The organism is Neobacillus sp. NRS-1170, from assembly GCF_050468025.1.
Genome location: NZ_JBITPF010000029.1, coordinates 48447 through 64621, shown reverse-complemented (window position 1 = coordinate 64621; position 16175 = coordinate 48447). Strand labels below are relative to the sequence as shown.

General features: G+C 34.3%; 17 protein-coding genes. 16 read left to right on the top strand and 1 reads right to left on the bottom strand.

Going from position 1 to position 16175, the window contains the following annotated elements; genetic code table 11:
• Positions 1-52 precede the first annotated feature (52 nt).
• The 14 genes from ACIFOT_RS13675 (at position 53) to ACIFOT_RS13610 (ending at position 13486) form a co-directional block, all read left to right on the top strand.
• On the top strand, positions 53-283 hold the full coding sequence (locus ACIFOT_RS13675) for a hypothetical protein (protein ID WP_430065320.1): 231 nt from the start codon (positions 53-55) through the stop codon (positions 281-283).
• A complete protein-coding gene (locus tag ACIFOT_RS13670) occupies positions 280-1344 on the top strand; it encodes a 3-oxoacyl-ACP synthase III family protein (protein WP_430065318.1) in 1065 nt (354 codons plus the stop codon). The genes ACIFOT_RS13675 and ACIFOT_RS13670 overlap by 4 nt, the downstream gene beginning before the upstream one ends.
• 31 nt (positions 1345-1375) lie before the next feature.
• The gene (acpS, locus tag ACIFOT_RS13665) at positions 1376-1744 is read left to right on the top strand and encodes a holo-ACP synthase (protein WP_430065315.1); all 369 of its coding nucleotides are present in this window, start codon (positions 1376-1378) and stop codon (positions 1742-1744) included.
• 206 nt (positions 1745-1950) lie between these two features.
• Positions 1951-2697 (top strand): YveK family protein, encoded by a 747-nt coding sequence (locus tag ACIFOT_RS13660; RefSeq protein WP_430065313.1) that lies wholly within the window; start codon positions 1951-1953, stop codon positions 2695-2697.
• Positions 2675-3364, top strand: coding sequence for a CpsD/CapB family tyrosine-protein kinase (locus ACIFOT_RS13655; protein ID WP_430065311.1), 690 nt, complete (start codon positions 2675-2677; stop codon positions 3362-3364). The genes ACIFOT_RS13660 and ACIFOT_RS13655 overlap by 23 nt, the downstream gene beginning before the upstream one ends.
• A gap of 75 nt (positions 3365-3439) precedes the next feature.
• Positions 3440-4204, top strand: a complete 765-nt coding sequence (locus tag ACIFOT_RS13650) for a tyrosine-protein phosphatase (protein WP_430065308.1) — start codon at positions 3440-3442, stop codon at positions 4202-4204.
• A gap of 79 nt (positions 4205-4283) precedes the next feature.
• Entirely contained in the window at positions 4284-5816 is a 1533-nt protein-coding gene (locus tag ACIFOT_RS13645) for a lipopolysaccharide biosynthesis protein (protein ID WP_430065306.1), read from the top strand.
• Between the two features lie 251 nt (positions 5817-6067).
• Positions 6068-7147, top strand: a complete 1080-nt coding sequence (locus tag ACIFOT_RS13640; RefSeq protein ID WP_430065304.1) for an O-antigen ligase family protein — start codon at positions 6068-6070, stop codon at positions 7145-7147.
• A gap of 14 nt (positions 7148-7161) precedes the next feature.
• Positions 7162-8283, top strand: coding sequence for a glycosyltransferase family 4 protein (locus ACIFOT_RS13635; protein WP_430065302.1), 1122 nt, complete (start codon positions 7162-7164; stop codon positions 8281-8283).
• A gap of 57 nt (positions 8284-8340) precedes the next feature.
• The gene (locus ACIFOT_RS13630; RefSeq protein WP_430065300.1) at positions 8341-8949 is read left to right on the top strand and encodes a sugar transferase; all 609 of its coding nucleotides are present in this window, start codon (positions 8341-8343) and stop codon (positions 8947-8949) included.
• A 254-nt stretch (positions 8950-9203) separates the two neighbouring features.
• Complete coding sequence (locus tag ACIFOT_RS13625; RefSeq protein WP_430065298.1) at positions 9204-10607, top strand: glycosyl hydrolase family 28-related protein; 1404 nt, start codon at positions 9204-9206, stop codon at positions 10605-10607.
• Positions 10608-10691: 84 nt separating this feature from the next.
• Positions 10692-11609 (top strand): beta-1,6-N-acetylglucosaminyltransferase, encoded by a 918-nt coding sequence (locus ACIFOT_RS13620; RefSeq protein WP_430065296.1) that lies wholly within the window; start codon positions 10692-10694, stop codon positions 11607-11609.
• Positions 11609-12931: an O-antigen ligase family protein gene (locus ACIFOT_RS13615; protein WP_430065294.1), complete on the top strand. Its 1323-nt coding sequence runs from the start codon at positions 11609-11611 to the stop codon at positions 12929-12931. Before ACIFOT_RS13620 ends, ACIFOT_RS13615 begins: the two co-directional genes overlap by 1 nt.
• A 51-nt stretch (positions 12932-12982) precedes the next feature.
• Complete coding sequence (locus ACIFOT_RS13610; protein WP_430065292.1) at positions 12983-13486, top strand: serine O-acetyltransferase; 504 nt, start codon at positions 12983-12985, stop codon at positions 13484-13486.
• Positions 13487-13817: 331 nt separating this feature from the next.
• Here ACIFOT_RS13610 and ACIFOT_RS13605 read toward each other — a convergent pair whose 3' ends face one another.
• On the bottom strand, positions 13818-14870 hold the full coding sequence (locus ACIFOT_RS13605) for a lactonase family protein (RefSeq protein ID WP_430065290.1): 1053 nt from the start codon (positions 14868-14870) through the stop codon (positions 13818-13820).
• Positions 14871-15039: 169 nt separating this feature from the next.
• Here ACIFOT_RS13605 and ACIFOT_RS13600 point away from each other — a divergent pair, with 169 nt between their 5' ends.
• Positions 15040-15744, top strand: coding sequence for a DsbA family protein (locus ACIFOT_RS13600; RefSeq protein WP_430065288.1), 705 nt, complete (start codon positions 15040-15042; stop codon positions 15742-15744).
• 1 nt (position 15745) lies between these two features.
• On the top strand, positions 15746-16171 hold the full coding sequence (locus ACIFOT_RS13595) for a disulfide oxidoreductase (protein ID WP_430065285.1): 426 nt from the start codon (positions 15746-15748) through the stop codon (positions 16169-16171).
• Positions 16172-16175: the final 4 nt, after the last annotated feature.

Here is a 16175-nt window from a genome sequence, read left to right as displayed (position 1 = left end):
AAGACATATTTTATGGGAAACATTGGTTTCTTATTTATAAAAGGAGATTAACATGGAAAAGGTTTTAAGAATGTTAGAAGAGATAAGACCTGAATTTAACTTTCAAAATTCAAGCAACTTTATTCAAAATGGGTTCCTAGATTCACTGGATATCATTACGCTTGTTTCAATGCTGGATGAATCTTTTCACATATCAATAAATGGAACTGATATAGTTCCTGAGAATTTTGAAGATATCGAATCTATCAAAAAACTTATATTAAAGAGTGGTGGTACTTTATGAACCTAACATTTCAAAATAAAAAAATAACAGGCGTATTGACAGTTCTCCCCAAAAATGAAGTAAAGTTCGATGATGAAGCTGCCAATTATAACTTTCCTATTGAAAAATCCTTAAGATTGAAAAAAATTATGGGGTTTAATAAGCATCGAATCGTAGACGAAGAGACATGTGTTTCAGATTTATGCGTTTTTGGCTTGGAACATTTAATTGAATCAAATCTTTTAAAGAAAGACGACATAGACGCTTTAATACTAGTAACACAGACTCCCGATCATTTCATACCTCCTACCAGTAACATTATCCAAGGGAGGCTTGATCTTAAACAAGACATGATTTGTATGGACATTAATCAAGGTTGTGCCGGATATTTATTGGGCTTGATTCAGGCTTTTATGCTTTTAGAACAAGACTCCATTAATAAAGTAGTGTTATTAAATGCCGATGTATTAAGCAGAAAGACGTCATCAAAGGACCGCAATAGTTATCCGCTCGTAGGTGATGCAGCTTCTGTGACGATTGTTGAAAGAGGAGATCAAAACGTTCCGATATACTGCAACATTAAGATGGACGGAAGCAAAGCCAATTCTTTAATTATTCCAGCTGGAGGATTAAGGATGCCTTCTACACAGGAAACTAGTGAATTGGAAGACACAGGTGATGGAAACCTTAGGAGTAAGGATGACTTAATAATGGATGGAACAAGTGTATTTAATTTTGTTCAAACAGAAGTTCCACCAATGGTAAGTGATTTATTAGATATAAGTAAAGTTAACAAGGCCGATGTCGATTTTTTTATGTTTCATCAACCTAATAAGTTCATGCTTAAAAAGTTAGCGGATAGTATGGAAATTCCCTATGAGAAAATGCCAAATGATATTGTTACTAATTTCGGAAACTCAAGTAGTGTGACAATTCCGACAACCATTACATTCAATCTTGGGGAGCAGCTGCAAGATAGGTCATACAAGATTTGTCTAGCTGGTTTTGGGGCAGGGTTGACATGGAGTTCAATGATGATCGAACTAGGGAATTTAGACTTCTGCAATATCATTGAATATTAGATTTGCATAAATTGGATTGGGGAAATTTTCTATGTATATAGGCATTGATATTATTGAAACAAATAGAATTTCTAAGCTTCTTGATTATGAAAAATCTCTATTGAATATTTTCACTAAAAATGAGTTAGATGTTGCAAATAAGCTTGGAGCAAAAAGGAAAATAGAAAGTCTAGCTGGTAAATTTGCAGCAAAAGAAGCTACGGTAAAGGCACTCGGAAGCGGATTTAATGAATTTATTCAACCAAGTGATATTGAAATTTTAAATAATGAAAATGGAATGCCTTTTCTGATACTTCACAATAGATCTCTTGAATATTCAAAAAAAATGAATATTCAAGAATATAAAATTTCAATTTCCCATAATAAAACAACGGCTGTTGCCGTTGTGGTGCTGTTATAAATTTAACTTAACGCTATAGATAAATCATTTTTCAATTTTTTTACTGTACACATTAATGAGTAAAAATGCTGCCAGGGAGCTAAGCTTTCTTAACTTCTTTTCTTTTTTATTAAATGGAAAAAACCAAAAACGGAACATAAATGAAATTCTGTACATTGGCTGGTTCTATTATGGTCTGTTTTGAAACAAATAAATTGGAGGACATTATGGATAGTACAGTGAGTTTAATGGATATATTCAAGACCTTGAAAAAGCGCTGGAAGTTTATTGTGCTCTTAACATTGGCGGCCGCATTAATAAGCGGTGCTGTTTCTTATTTAGTATTGAAACCTGTTTATCAGGTATCCACGCAAATTCTAGTTAATCAAAAAACTGCAGACAAACAGCCTGATCTTACTCTAATGCAGAGTAATGTAAATTTAATTAATACGTATAGCGATATTATGAAAAGTCCGGTTATTCTGGAAAAAGTCATCAATAAGCTTAACCTTCCACAAAATCCCGAGGAACTGAATAAAGATATTTCCATTACCAATCAAGAGAATTCACAAGTCTTTACTTTGAATGTAGAAAATGAGAATGCAAGTTTAGCTGCTCAAATTGCAAATACATTGTCTGAAACATTTCAACAGGAAATCAAAGGCATTATGAACGTCGATAATGTGACTATTCTTGCTAAAGCAGAAGTAAAGAAGAATCCTGTCCCTGTAAAACCAAAGCCGCTGTTAAATATCTTTGTTGCCATCGCATTAGGTTTCATAGCGGGATTAGGGACTGCGCTTCTATTGGAATTCTGGGACAATACCATAAAGGATGATCAGGATGTTGCTGATTTGGGACTGCCAGTTCTAGGGTCAATTCAAAAAATGTCAATGGTTCATAAAAAGGAGAAAAGAAAATCAATTACACCTGCATTGGGGAGTGAAACAGTTGTCACGTCAGGAGAAAAATAAATATAAAAAAGTGGTAAATTTAATTACACATTATGATTCCAATTCAGCAGTTGCTGAACAGTATCGGCTAATTCGGAATAATTTACACTTTTCCTCGGTGGATAAGGATATCAAAACGATCGTTGTAACTTCACCGGATGCCTCGGAAGGAAAATCTACAACGTCTGCCAATTTGGCCATTGTTCTGGCGAACCAAGGAAAACGAGTATTACTTGTGGATACAGATTTAAGGAAGCCCACTGTGCATCATTCATTTGGTGTTAGTAATTTAGATGGGCTGACAAGTGTACTTACAAAGGACATTTACTTGGAGCAGGCAATTTCGAAGACAATTATAGCAAATTTGGACATTTTAACATGCGGACCCATCCCTCCCAATCCCTCAGATCTATTAGATTCAAAAGCTATGGAAAAGGTGATAGATGAGCTAAAACAAACATATGATTATATTATTTTGGACACTCCGCCAATACTTTTGGTGACAGATACACAGATTATCGCAAGTAAAAGTGATGGAGTCGTCATGGTTGTTGCCAGCGGAAAGACTAGAAAGGACAGGCTGATGAAAGCGAAGGAATTATTAGAAAAGACAAACACTCTGATACTTGGTGCAGTTGTGAATGGGGTGGAGTCAAAGAAAAATGATTACTTTGGTCATTACAGTTAAAGGAAGCATAACAGATTTTTCATTTTGTAATAAATCTATTGCAATTCTCACTATTATTAAAGGGGCTTGATTTATATGATTGATATTCATTGTCATATTCTTCCGCAAATCGATGACGGTCCCAGAAATATAAATGATTGTTTAGTCATGGCGAATGCTGCAGTAGAAAATGGAATAACCGCTTTATTTGCAACTCCACACCATTTGAATGGACAATATGAAAATTCAAAAAAGAAAATATTATATCGTATACTCGAACTCAATAAGTTATTGCAAAAGGAAAATATTCCCCTTATAGTCTATCCCGGTCAAGAGTTAAGACTGCATCGGGAAATTTTTATGTCAATTGAAATGGATGAAGTTCTTACACTTGGCAATAAGGGGCAATACTTGTTATTAGAACTTCCTTCAGGTGAAGTTCCGTCATACGCCCGCGAGGTGGTTTATGAACTGTTATTAAAAGGGATTACACCGATTATTGTCCACCCGGAAAGAAATAGGGCATTGATCGGGGATAGTCATCTCCTTTTTGAACTGATACAGGAAGGCGCGTTGACACAGCTTACTTCTGGCAGTATTCTCGGTCATTATGGTAAAAGGATTAAATCATTTTCTGAAAAAATCATTGAGCATAATTTAGCTCATTTTATTGCAACAGATGCCCATAACACTGATACAAGGGGCTTCTCCTTATGGGAGGCTTATGAATGTGTCACAAAAAAATTCGGTATTAACCGCACCTTTTATTTCAGAGAAAATGCTGAATTGCTCATTAACGGTCAACATATTAATAGACAGGAACCGGTTCCTATTAGAAAAAGGATTTTGGGTATCTTTTAGTCCATTAATCTAATAAAAAATGAAAGTTAAAATATGATTTTACCTGGCGGTTAAATAAAATAAAGGCGGCACACATTTCATGAGAACAAAAAAGGCTTTTTATATTATGATTTCCAATCTTTCTTACCAATTGGTTTATACGCTGATTTGGCTGGTTTTGCCAAGGTTGTTTATGACCTTTTATGGTTCTATTATGAACGGTCTGATCTTATCAATTAGGCAATTTCTTAATTTTTTTAATATAGTTGAAGCTGGAATTGGACTTTCTTCGGTAACTGCTTTGTTAAAGCCATTAGCATCAAATGATAAAGATGCTGCCAATGGGATTCTTTCTTCAACAAAAATATTTTACATGCGGGCAGGATATATATTTTTAAGTCTAATCACACTGCTCGCATTTATTTACCCTTTTCTTATTGCACATCAAGTCGATTTCAAAATCTCCTTTTTTCTGGTTCTGATATTGGGCAGCAGCAATTTTTTAGATTTCTTTATCATCGGCAAATATAAAGTATTGCTAACAGCCGACCAAAGAGGTTATGTGTTAACAAATATTCAAATCATAAGTCTGCTAATCAATTTGATATCCTACGTAGTATTAATTAAGTTTGGATTCAATATCCTTCTCGTAAATGGTATTGCGACCTTAATGTTTGCATCGCGAACATTTATGGTCTTTGTATATGTCAAGAAAAATTATCCATACGTTAGTTTTAAAGAACAGCCCAATATGGCTGTATTAGCTCAACGCAAGGATGTTTTTATTCAACAAATTGCCGGTTTTATTGTATTTAATACCCCGGTTATTATCATTACAATCTTTTTGGGACTTAAGGAAGTCAGTGTTTTTACAACTTATAATATGGTGTTTTCCGCAATTCTTTTACTGCTTACTTCCTTTTCCAGCGCATTATTTGCAGGCTTGGGGGATTTGCTGGTAAGGGGTGAAAAGCAAAGGGTAATTGAAGTTTTTACTATATTTGAATCGATTTTTTATGCGATTATTGCCTGGGTCTTTACAACAACTTTTTTGCTTATCATACCATTTATAAGAATCTATACTCATGATGTTTTAGATGCCAACTATATACGACCTGATTTGGCGATATTCTTTATTGTTGCTGCAGTTGTCACCAATATTAGAATCCCGGCCTATACTCTCGTTAATTCTGCCGGACATTTTAAAGAAACAAGGAATGGTGCAATTGCTGAAGCTATAATAAACCTGGTGGCATCTCTAATTTTTATCCAGAAATTTGGAACAGTAGGTGTATTAATCGGTGCTTTTTGTTCTTCTATATATCGGACAGTTGATCTCATTTTTTATGCTTCCAGAAAAATATTGAATTGTTCACTAAAACCTACCATTTTTAAATTAGGCGTCAATTTAGCCTTATCTGTAGTTGCGGTGATTCCTGTTCAATGGCTGATAAAAATAAATCCGAAAAATGCTTATGATTGGGTTGTATATGCCGTAATTCTATCCATTTGGAATTTAATGGTCATAATGACCGGCAATATCATTGTCGACCCTAAAATGTCCCGAAATGTGTTCCATAGATGCAAGGTGGTTCTCTCAAGAAAAAGAGGCGTTACATCCGAAGAAATGTAATGAATTACGAAAGGGGAAATATCCAAAAACCTAATATATGTGGGGGGGGGAGAGACATCTATAGTTTAACCGCTGTTAATCATAAGGAAATGGAAAGGAACCTCTTTTATTATCTTGTGGTTTTATTTTCCGTTTTTTTAAATCAAACGAGTATATTCAAAGGAATTAATTTTTCATTAAGTGATTTAATTATTCCCTTTTTGCTTTTTTTCGTGATTTGTAAAGGAATCAAAGTTCCTGGTTATCACTTCGTGTATTTTTTGTTTTTGTCTGTTGTGACCGTAGCAGCTGCTATTTTCTATACCCCCTATAAATTTGGTATTCCATTAGACTTAAATTCAACAATAAAAGAATATATAAAACTGGCAGCAGTATCTATGTATATGTTAGGAGGATATAATTTTATTCAAGAAAAAATGGTCCGCTTATCATTAAAGTGGTATTCATATGCTGCACTATTCACAGGGATATTGGGGATATTCATATATATCCTGGGAATGAAATTTCTTTTTCGTATCTATAATTTTGGTATATTTGATCGTTATAACGGTTTTATGAATGATCCCAACTATTTTGCGATAATTCAAATTAGCGCACTTCCTTATTTTTTACGATCCAAAAATATTTCACTTAAGGCCAAAATAATTACTTATGCCATAATGATGCTCAGTATTTTTCTATCAGGATCAAAAACAGGATTTATCACATTAATCATATATTCAATACTATTTGGCTTAGGCGAGGTATTTAAAAACAAAATGCGCTTGAGGACAATTTTATTTTGGTTTTCTGCCATTTTATTTCTATCAATCCTAAGTGTAGCTATACTTTTAATCGGCTCAAATTTGAATTTAAATTTGGACAAATTCGTACAATTTCAAAGAATTTCCCTTTTGTTCACCAATTTTGATGAAGCCATAAATGGGAATGGTTCATCCAGACTTCCCATATGGATGGCAGGTATTCATCTAATTAGTTTATCGCCTCTGTTTGGTGTCGGAATCGGGATGTATCCTGCGGTATCTGAGAAAATAGCAGGAATTGAGGCGGTTGCGCACAATACGTATATTCAAGTCTATTCTGAATGGGGAGGGTTATTTGCAACAATCCTTTTCATGTATCTAGCCGCCATTTTGTTAAAAGTTACAATTGATAAAAAAATCAAGAATGTGACCAATTTTGTATTAAGGGATATACTAATCATTTTGTTAATTGGATCAATTGCCATTTCCTTAAATAATTCCAGAATGTTTTGGTTTTTCTTAGGTGTGTTGGCTTGCAGGATCAGCGAGAAGCAACAAACTAAATTGCAAAGTCGTATTATTTCTTAATGGAGGGCTATCAATTGAAAAAAGTATTATTTGTAGCATCGATTTACGGCCATTTTGCTGCATTTCATAAACCTTTTATGCAAATGTTTCAGGAAAAAGGATATGAAGTTCATGCAGCCGGAAGTAATTCCTTGAACAGCAAAGATGAACTGCTTGAAATGGGGATTATATGTCATGACATCGAATTTGATCGTTCACCATTTTCCAAAAATAATCTATTAGCCATAAAAAAACTCCATCACTTATTCCAGGTTAACTATTTTAGTTTAATACATGTTCATACACCAACTGCTGCTTTTTTGACAAGATATGTTGCCTCTAAACATGACCAAGGTAAAGTTCTATATACGGCGCATGGATTTCATTTTTTTAAAGGAGCATCTCGAAAGAATTGGATTCTTTTTTATCCTGCAGAAAAGATGGCTAAACGCTGGACAGATGGTTTGCTGGTGATGAACGAGGAAGATTACCAGCTGGGTAAAAGGCTTGGATTTAAAGAAAACGATAATATGTTTCGCGTCCACGGTGTTGGTGTGAATCTACACGAATTCAATCCGAGAACAGAAAAAGGGATGGATATTAAGAGCGAATTAGGTCTGAGCTCAGATGCAGTTATTATCAGTTGTGTAGCAGAGTTAATAGACCGAAAAAACCAAATGTTCTTGCTGGAAAACTGGAAGGAGGTTGTAAACTGTTGCCCGAATGCTCATTTATTAATAATCGGCAGCGGAAAAGATTTTGATAAAATTAATACTTTTATTCATGAACAGGGTATGATAAATGTTCATCTTTTGGGACATAGGCGTGATGTGCCAAAAATTCTTGCCGTTTCTGATATTGTAACACTTGTTTCTAAACAGGAGGGGCTGCCCCGCTGCTTGATGGAGGCAATGGCTTGTGCAAAACCAATTATTACTACAAATATAAGAGGCTCAAAAGACTTAGTAGAAAATGGTCACTGCGGAATAGTGGTCAATCTAGGTGATCATGAACATCTTCGTAAAAGCTTTATCACCTTAATCAACGATGAACAATTAAGGACTGTTTACGGGAAAAATGGTCAACAAAGAATCCAGAATTACAGTTTAATGAATGTATTAAGTGAAATGGAAGACATATATTCACGTTATATATAATACCCGGATAAGTCAAAGAGAGGATAAAAAATAGAATATAAGAATGGTAGGTATCTTATGAAAAGAGTAATAGATATCTTTATTTCATTTTTTCTTTTAATTTTATTATCAGTAATAATTGTAATTGTCGCTTTATTGGTCAGATGGAAATTAGGTTCTCCCATAATATTTAAACAGCAGCGTCCAGGACTTCATGGGATGCCCTTTTTTATTTATAAGTTCCGAACAATGACGGATGCCAGAAATAATAAGGGTGATCTTCTGCCGGATGAATTTCGTTTAACTTCCTTTGGAAAATTTTTAAGAAAAACCAGTTTAGATGAATTGCCCCAGCTTATTAATATAATTAAAGGAGATATTAGTTTAGTGGGACCTAGACCACTATTAATGGAATACCTTCAATTATATACTCCAGAACAAGCAAGAAGGCATGATGTTCGGCCTGGTATTACAGGTTGGGCGCAGATTAATGGTCGTAATGCTATTACTTGGGAAGAGAAGTTTAAGTTAGATGTATGGTATGTAGACCATCAATCTTTATGGTTAGATATCAAAATATTATTTTTTACTGTTATAAAGGTTTTTAAATCAGAAGGAATAAACAAGCAGGGGCATGTAACTGTCGAAAGTTTTAGGGGGAATAAAGAAAAAGAGGAAATATCGTAAGGAAAATTGCCATTATCGGAGCCGGCGGTTATTTAGGGGGCATTTAGGACATTATTCGTACAAACAAAAAGTATATAAAGGTCGGTATTTTGACGAAATATATTTTCGTTTAAAGAAATTGGAGCTTTATAAAATAATCCCCGCCTGGGTGACAGGCGGGGATTATTTTAATCTAAATAAAAACTTACTACATATTTGAGAATTCCCGTTCGAATATATGTTATTTTCCTCAAATTTCAGAATGGAGGAATAATTTGAAAAAAAATCCAATTTTATTTCTTGCTTGTATTCTTGTGTTATTGACCACAATTATCGTCTGGAAAATAAATGATATAAAGTCATCTTCATTCGACTTGCCCAATAGTATGAAACAGGAAACACCAAGTCTTCCCCGAGTAAACGACCGAATAGATGTTAAGGATATTGGGGCTGCAGGAAATGGCTATACGGACGATACCAATGCATTTCAAACAGCTATTGACCAAGCAAGCAAAAATGGAGGGGGGAATGTTTATATTCCCGCCGGAACTTATATATTAAATTCGCTTTATTTAAAGTCAAATGTGAATTTAATTGGTGAAAATCGAGATTTGGTGACATTAAAACTTACAGATAATGCAAATGATCAAGAACAAACCAGATTATTAAATATCTCCGAAGTAAAAAATGTAAAAGTCCAAAATATAACGTTTGACGGAAATTATGAAAAACATAAAAAAGGTATCGAACATATGCATGACATTTTTATTTGGGACAGCAATAATGTGTTAATTGATTATTGCCGAATGCAAAATGCGGTTGCAGATGGCATTTCTGTTACGGGGTCTAAAAAGGCTAGCAATAATGTAATTATTTCCAATAATATTTTAATTAATAATCATCGTTCCAATTTAGTAATTGAACAGGTAAACAATATCAATATATTCAACAATTTCAGCAAATCGGAGATTGGAAGACCAACATTACACTTCGAGCCTTTTAAAGAGGTTCAACTTCAAAACGCAAAAATTTATAATAATACATTTGATACGAATGCAACTGAATACGATTCTATTCAAATTATGGGAGGAACAGATAGTGGAAGGTTTCATGGAATTGAATTTCATAACAATATAGTTAAAGGTAAGAATACAAGAATCACGATCACTAGGACAGTTGACGCAAAAATTAAGAATAATGACATAACTACTAAGGATGTGAACATTTGGTTTCAAAATGATAATTTAGCACTTTACAAAAATATTATTAACACGAAAAACGGGGTTTTAATCGAAGGTGAATATGGAAAATCAGTTGGAACCGAAATATATGATAATAAAATTACCACCGATAACACAGCAATTGCGATTCGGACTGATTCAATAGATACATTAATAAAAGGGAATACCTTCATTGGAGAAGGAAATAAGGATGCAATCTTTTTATGGGCTTTGAGAGCATCGATCCAAAAAACACATTTTATCAATAATACCTTTACCAATTTTGATAGAGTTTTGTCGACTGATTTTTATCAAGAGTCCAGTATTAAGGATTTAGTATTTCAAGGAAATCAATTCAATAAATTTAAAAATCGAACGACAAATTCAAGCAGACCCATTCAAAACTTGGTTGTAAATGATAAAACTTACAGTTCTATTCAAATTATAACCATTAAGTAAGTGATTTTTCATATCTAAAAAATACTCTAAAAAGAACAAATCTATTTATTATAAAAAAATAATATGTTTAATGGAGTGAAGAAAATGATTTCAATTCCAAGTACAGCATTTATTTTACAAGTTCATAAGAATCCGGAACAAGTTAATTTATTTATAAACCAATTAATACATGAAAAACTAGCTGATGTTTATGTACACATTGATCAAAAGAGTTATAAATACATGTATAACAAAATAGTAAAAAGTCCAAATGTAAAGATACTTGAAAATTGCATTAATTGTGAATGGGGTGACATCAGTCAAGTTGATACAACTATCCTTCTTTTAAAAGAAGTGTTAGCTTCCAAAAAAAACTATGACTTTATTTGTTTAAGAAGCGGTCAAGATTTATTAGTCAAGGAGGGATTCAAAGAATTTTTAGATGAAAATAGGAATAGTGTATTTTTGGATATTAGAAATATATCATATAAAAATTTAGGTGCAATGAAGATTAATTGGCCAAAAGTTACAATCAGAAGGTACAACAATATGCATCCTTATAGAATTTATCGACGAATTTTACAAGACTTGTATAGAAAAGGAATCAATTTATTTCCTAACACGAAATATTGGCCGGAAGATTTTAAGTTTTATTGTGGTTCTCAATGGTTTAACATACCTCTTAATGTAGCCGCATATATCATTGATTTCCTAAATGAAAATAAATGGTACTATAAATATTTTGAAAACACGTTAATTCCTGATGAATGGTTTTTTCACACAATTATAATGAACTCGCATTTTCAATCAGAAGTGGTTTCAAATAACCTCGTGTATTTGAGAATGGGAGAGACGTTAAGTGAAACAAATTCTCCGGTGTGTTTAACAACCAAAGATATAAGTTTTATTGAGGACTCAAATCAGTTTTTTGCAAGAAAATTTGACGAGACCACTGATAATAATGTTATTAAGTATTTTACAAATAAAGTAAAGTTGGGTTCTAGGACACTGGTGGGTTCCTAATGGTCTATTCAATGGATAAAGCGTACTATTCATTATTTTATTCCTTTTTTGGTATATATGTATTTCTCATTTATCCCTGGGGAGAATCTTATTATTATGCGAATGCAAAAGCCTATTATTTCATAGGATGTATTCTTCTTCTTAGTCTTTTTCACCTTTTAAGAGTTTGGTTGGGGAAAAATAAGTTGATTTGGAAATTAGAAAAACTGGACGCACTTTTGGTTGCTTTTTTATGCCTGCTCTTTTTCTCAACTCTTCATTCCATCAAAATATCTTGGGTTGGAGAGGGGACAGAGCACCAAGGATTACTTATCATGCTTTCCTATATTATATTATTTAGTTTGGCTTCTCGATTATATTCAGTGCATTTAGAAAGGCTTAGCAAAGTTATTATCATAAGTTCATTCTTTGCTTCTTTTTATAGTGTAATTCAGTATTATCATCTAAGTATTTTGCCTCAGGATTCAGTTAATAAGTTACTATTTGGTCAAAGGACTTATTCCTTTTTTGATAATCCGGACTATTTTGGTTCCTATTTGGTATTGGTCATTCCTTTAACCATTACAAACTATTTCTTATCACAAGAGAGGAAATGGAGAGTTCTTTATTTTTTTATTTTATGTTTTCAGTTTCTCTCTTTAATTGAGTCACAGACTAGGAGTGCTTGGCTGGGAATAGTTATCAGTTTAACTATTATTTTAGTTTGGGTCGTCTTGAATAGGAGAGAGATTTGGAGGAAATTGGTCTTTATTATAATTTCAGCTTGTTTCATCTTTACTATCTCTGATCTGGCTTCTCACCAGGGGTACTTTTCTCGAGCTTTAACGATTACGAATGATATTCATAAAATCATCATCAATAAAGATGCAAGTTCTGCAGGTTCTTCCCGTTTGGATATTTGGCAAATTTCTCTCCCTCTTATTTCAAACCATTTATGGCTTGGAAATGGTCCGAATACATTTGAAGATGTTTTTTATTCACAGGATTCAAAAATAATAAAAAACTATTTAGGTTCAGGGAATGAAATTTATGACGAAAACAATGATTATTTACAAATAGCCTTTACAATGGGGGTGCCGGCATTATTAAACTATTTACTAATCTTGTCAATCATCGTGATTAAAGGGATTAGACAAGTAAAACAATTGGATATTGACCAGAAGTTGTTCTCCATTGGCATGCTGGCGGCTATTGTTGGATATCTGGTACAGGGATTTTTTAATATAAGCGTCATTTCCGTGGCTCCCTATTTTTGGTTAATCTTAGGGTTTTTTGTGAATAAGGATCGGTTCCAGGGCTTGAATAGAAGATATGTGTCGTAAATCCTGGAGATTGCAGAAGAAGAATCCGAAATAGAAATGGGGGTTAATCTAATGTATATTTTTCAAGATTTTAAGGGGATTAACAAACTTACTTTAATGGGTCGTTTGTTAATTGGAACTAGTTCAAGAGCAGTATTTATTTTTAGATTAAGTTCATGGTGTCATCAACATAAGCTAAAGGTATTTGCTAAATTTTTTTGGTATCTAAATATATTGTTACATTCTTGTGACATCTCACCAGCAGCTGACATCGGTAGTAATTTCTTTATGTATCACACTGTTGGTGTCGTTATTGGTGCAATTACAGCAGGTACAGGCTTACGTGTATTTCAGAATGTTACAGTTGGAGAAAATAATTTTAGCAAAATTGTACCGAAAATCGGAAATAATGTAACACTGTACGCTGGATCAGTTGTTGTTGGTGAGATAACTATTGGCAATGAAGTTATGGTCGGAGCGAACTCTGTGGTACTTAAGAATTTGCCTAATAACTGTACTGCTGTAGGAGTACCATGCCGAGTTATTGATAATAAATATAAGCAAGTTGTATTATGAATAAAATTCTGCTAGTGGTGATTATGCTTCAATTGCTCCCTTTGGTTGCAAAATTCTCGTTTTACCACTAGCAACAACTATTCATCCAACTTTACCGGCTACCACAGGTGTGTATTCCATATCACTATTCCTTGTGTATATCTGTCTACACCTCTGAGGTGATCGCATTAACAGATGCATGAATCTTTGCTAATTAATTCGATGGAGGAATTCTTGTTGTAACAGTAGCAAGACTGAAAATAAGTAAGTAAATAGGCCCAAGGAAAGCTCCTTGGGTTGTATTAAATCATAAGGAACTTTAAAAGAATTTTAAACCTGGTTTTTTAACTTTCTATAAAAACTTCACACAAACCGGATGAGGAACAACAATATCAGAATTAAGAAGCGTTAATCTTCCAGTAGCATCATCTCGGGCAAACAACACAAGATTGCTCGATTCCTGATTGGAGGCTACGATGAATTTCTCCGTTGGATCTAAAGCGAAATCTCTCGGCCAATCCCCTTCGGTAGATGTATGCTCGATAAAGCTCAACTCACCGGAAAATATATCTGCTCTAAATACAGCGATGCTGTTATGACCCCGGTTACCAGCATAAACAAAACGGCCGTCAGAGGAAATATGAATCGCACTGCCTTGATTATTCTCCTTAAAATCATCAGGAAGTGTTGAGATATATTGTTTTTCGGTAAAATGTCCATTTTCAGGATGATAGGTTAAAACAATAACCTCTGAACTGAATTCAGTCATGACATACGCAATTGTTCCATTCGGATGAAAAACCAGATGTCTTGGCCCGCTGCCTGCCTTTAATGGTAAACGGCTAACCTCTGATAATTTCCCCTCAGCACTGATTTCATAGGTTATGAGTGCATCAATCCCTAATTCCACAACAGCCAGGTATTTTTCATCAGGGGTGAGTCCCGCATAATGGGTATGGGGTTTATCCTGTCTTGGATCTGGTCCCCGTCCTTCATGCTTCACGACTGAAACCGCAGGTCGAACAGAACCATTCTCTTGATTAATGGGTTGGGATTCTACCTGCCCCTTATGATAATTTGCGCTGAACACATAGCGGTTTTGACTATCCACACTAACATGGCATGGGGAAGATCCCTCGGAGCCTTCACTATTAATCGCAGTCAGGCCGCCTGTTTCACTTATAGAAAAAGCGGCAACTCCGCCGGATTTTCCTTCTTTTGCCACAGAATAAAGATATCGATTGTCATTGCTGATGGTTAAATAGGTAGGATTCTCTAATTCCGCTGCAACTTCCACTTCTGCAATTACCCCTGCTGCGGCATCAAGTGAAAACCTGTAAATACCCTTACTGTCACCTTTTGTATAAGTTCCAATATAACCTATGTATTTATCGTTTCTTGTCATTATACCAACTCCAATTAGTTATATAATTTAGAATCCCTTCTTATATTATCCTATTATTGTTAATAAGCTCATCCTAATGCTCAGAATTGATATCTTTTATTTGCATTATTGAAAAGGATAGGTAATATTTATACTATCAAGGACAACAATTTACATAAGGAGTCTGTTTATGGCAAATAACAAAAAATACACGAAAACTAATAAGAATTCATCATCGATGTTTATTTTCTGGGTAGTCGGTCTAGTTGCCGTTGGAATATTGGCACTTATTTTATTCGGAAATCATAATAAGGATCAGGACAATACAACATCCGAAAAAATTGATTACGCTAATCAGCCATTCCAGGGCGATAAATCCGCACCCGTCTCTATCATTGAATTCGGCGACTATAAATGCCCAAATTGTAAAAACTTTGCTGATCAAGTAATTCCTCTGATTCAAAAAGATTTGGTGGATACTGGAAAGGCTAAATTGTATTTTATGAATGATTCGTTTATCAATGTTGATTCTGAGCGCTCTGCTAAATTTGCGGAATCTGTTTATCAGGAATTAGGAAACGATAAGTTTTGGAAGTTCCATGATCTTCTTTACAAAAAACAGCCAGAAGATACTAAATTTGAAAAAATCGATTTATATACAGAAAAATTCTTAACAGATACGTTGAAAGAAGTAGCCAGCGACAAAGAAGTGGATAAGGTTGTCCAAAACTTCCAGGTCAAGAAATCAGATGCTGCCTGGAAAAAGGATATGGATTATGTTGAAAAATTAGGTGTAACAGGCACGCCAACCATTTTTGTAAATGGCAAGAAGTTTGAAGGCGGAAGTATGGACGATTTAAAAAAGATGGTTGATAAAGCCGCGAAGGGGAAATAGCATGAATAAATCCTTAGTGGTCTCGTGGATTGCTGCTATAATTGCAACACTTGGAAGCTTGTACTTTAGTGAAGTCATGCACTTCGTTCCTTGTACGCTTTGCTGGTACCAGCGGATATTCATGTATCCGCTAGCCATCATATTGGGAATTGCTGTCTACCGAAACGATAGAGGAATTTATAAATATGTACTGCCGCTGTCACTCATCGGAATCCTAATATCAGGCTACCATACTTTATTGCAAAAGATTCCCTATTTACAACAGTTTGAAATGTGTACAAGCGGGGTTCCCTGTTCAAAGGACTATATCAATTGGCTGGGATTTATAACGATTCCTCTCTTAGCGCTGATTGCTTTTATTACCATAACGATTAGCTTAGTAATCCTCGCTCGCAGTCAAAAGGAGGAAGAGACTATCCAAGGATAGTCTC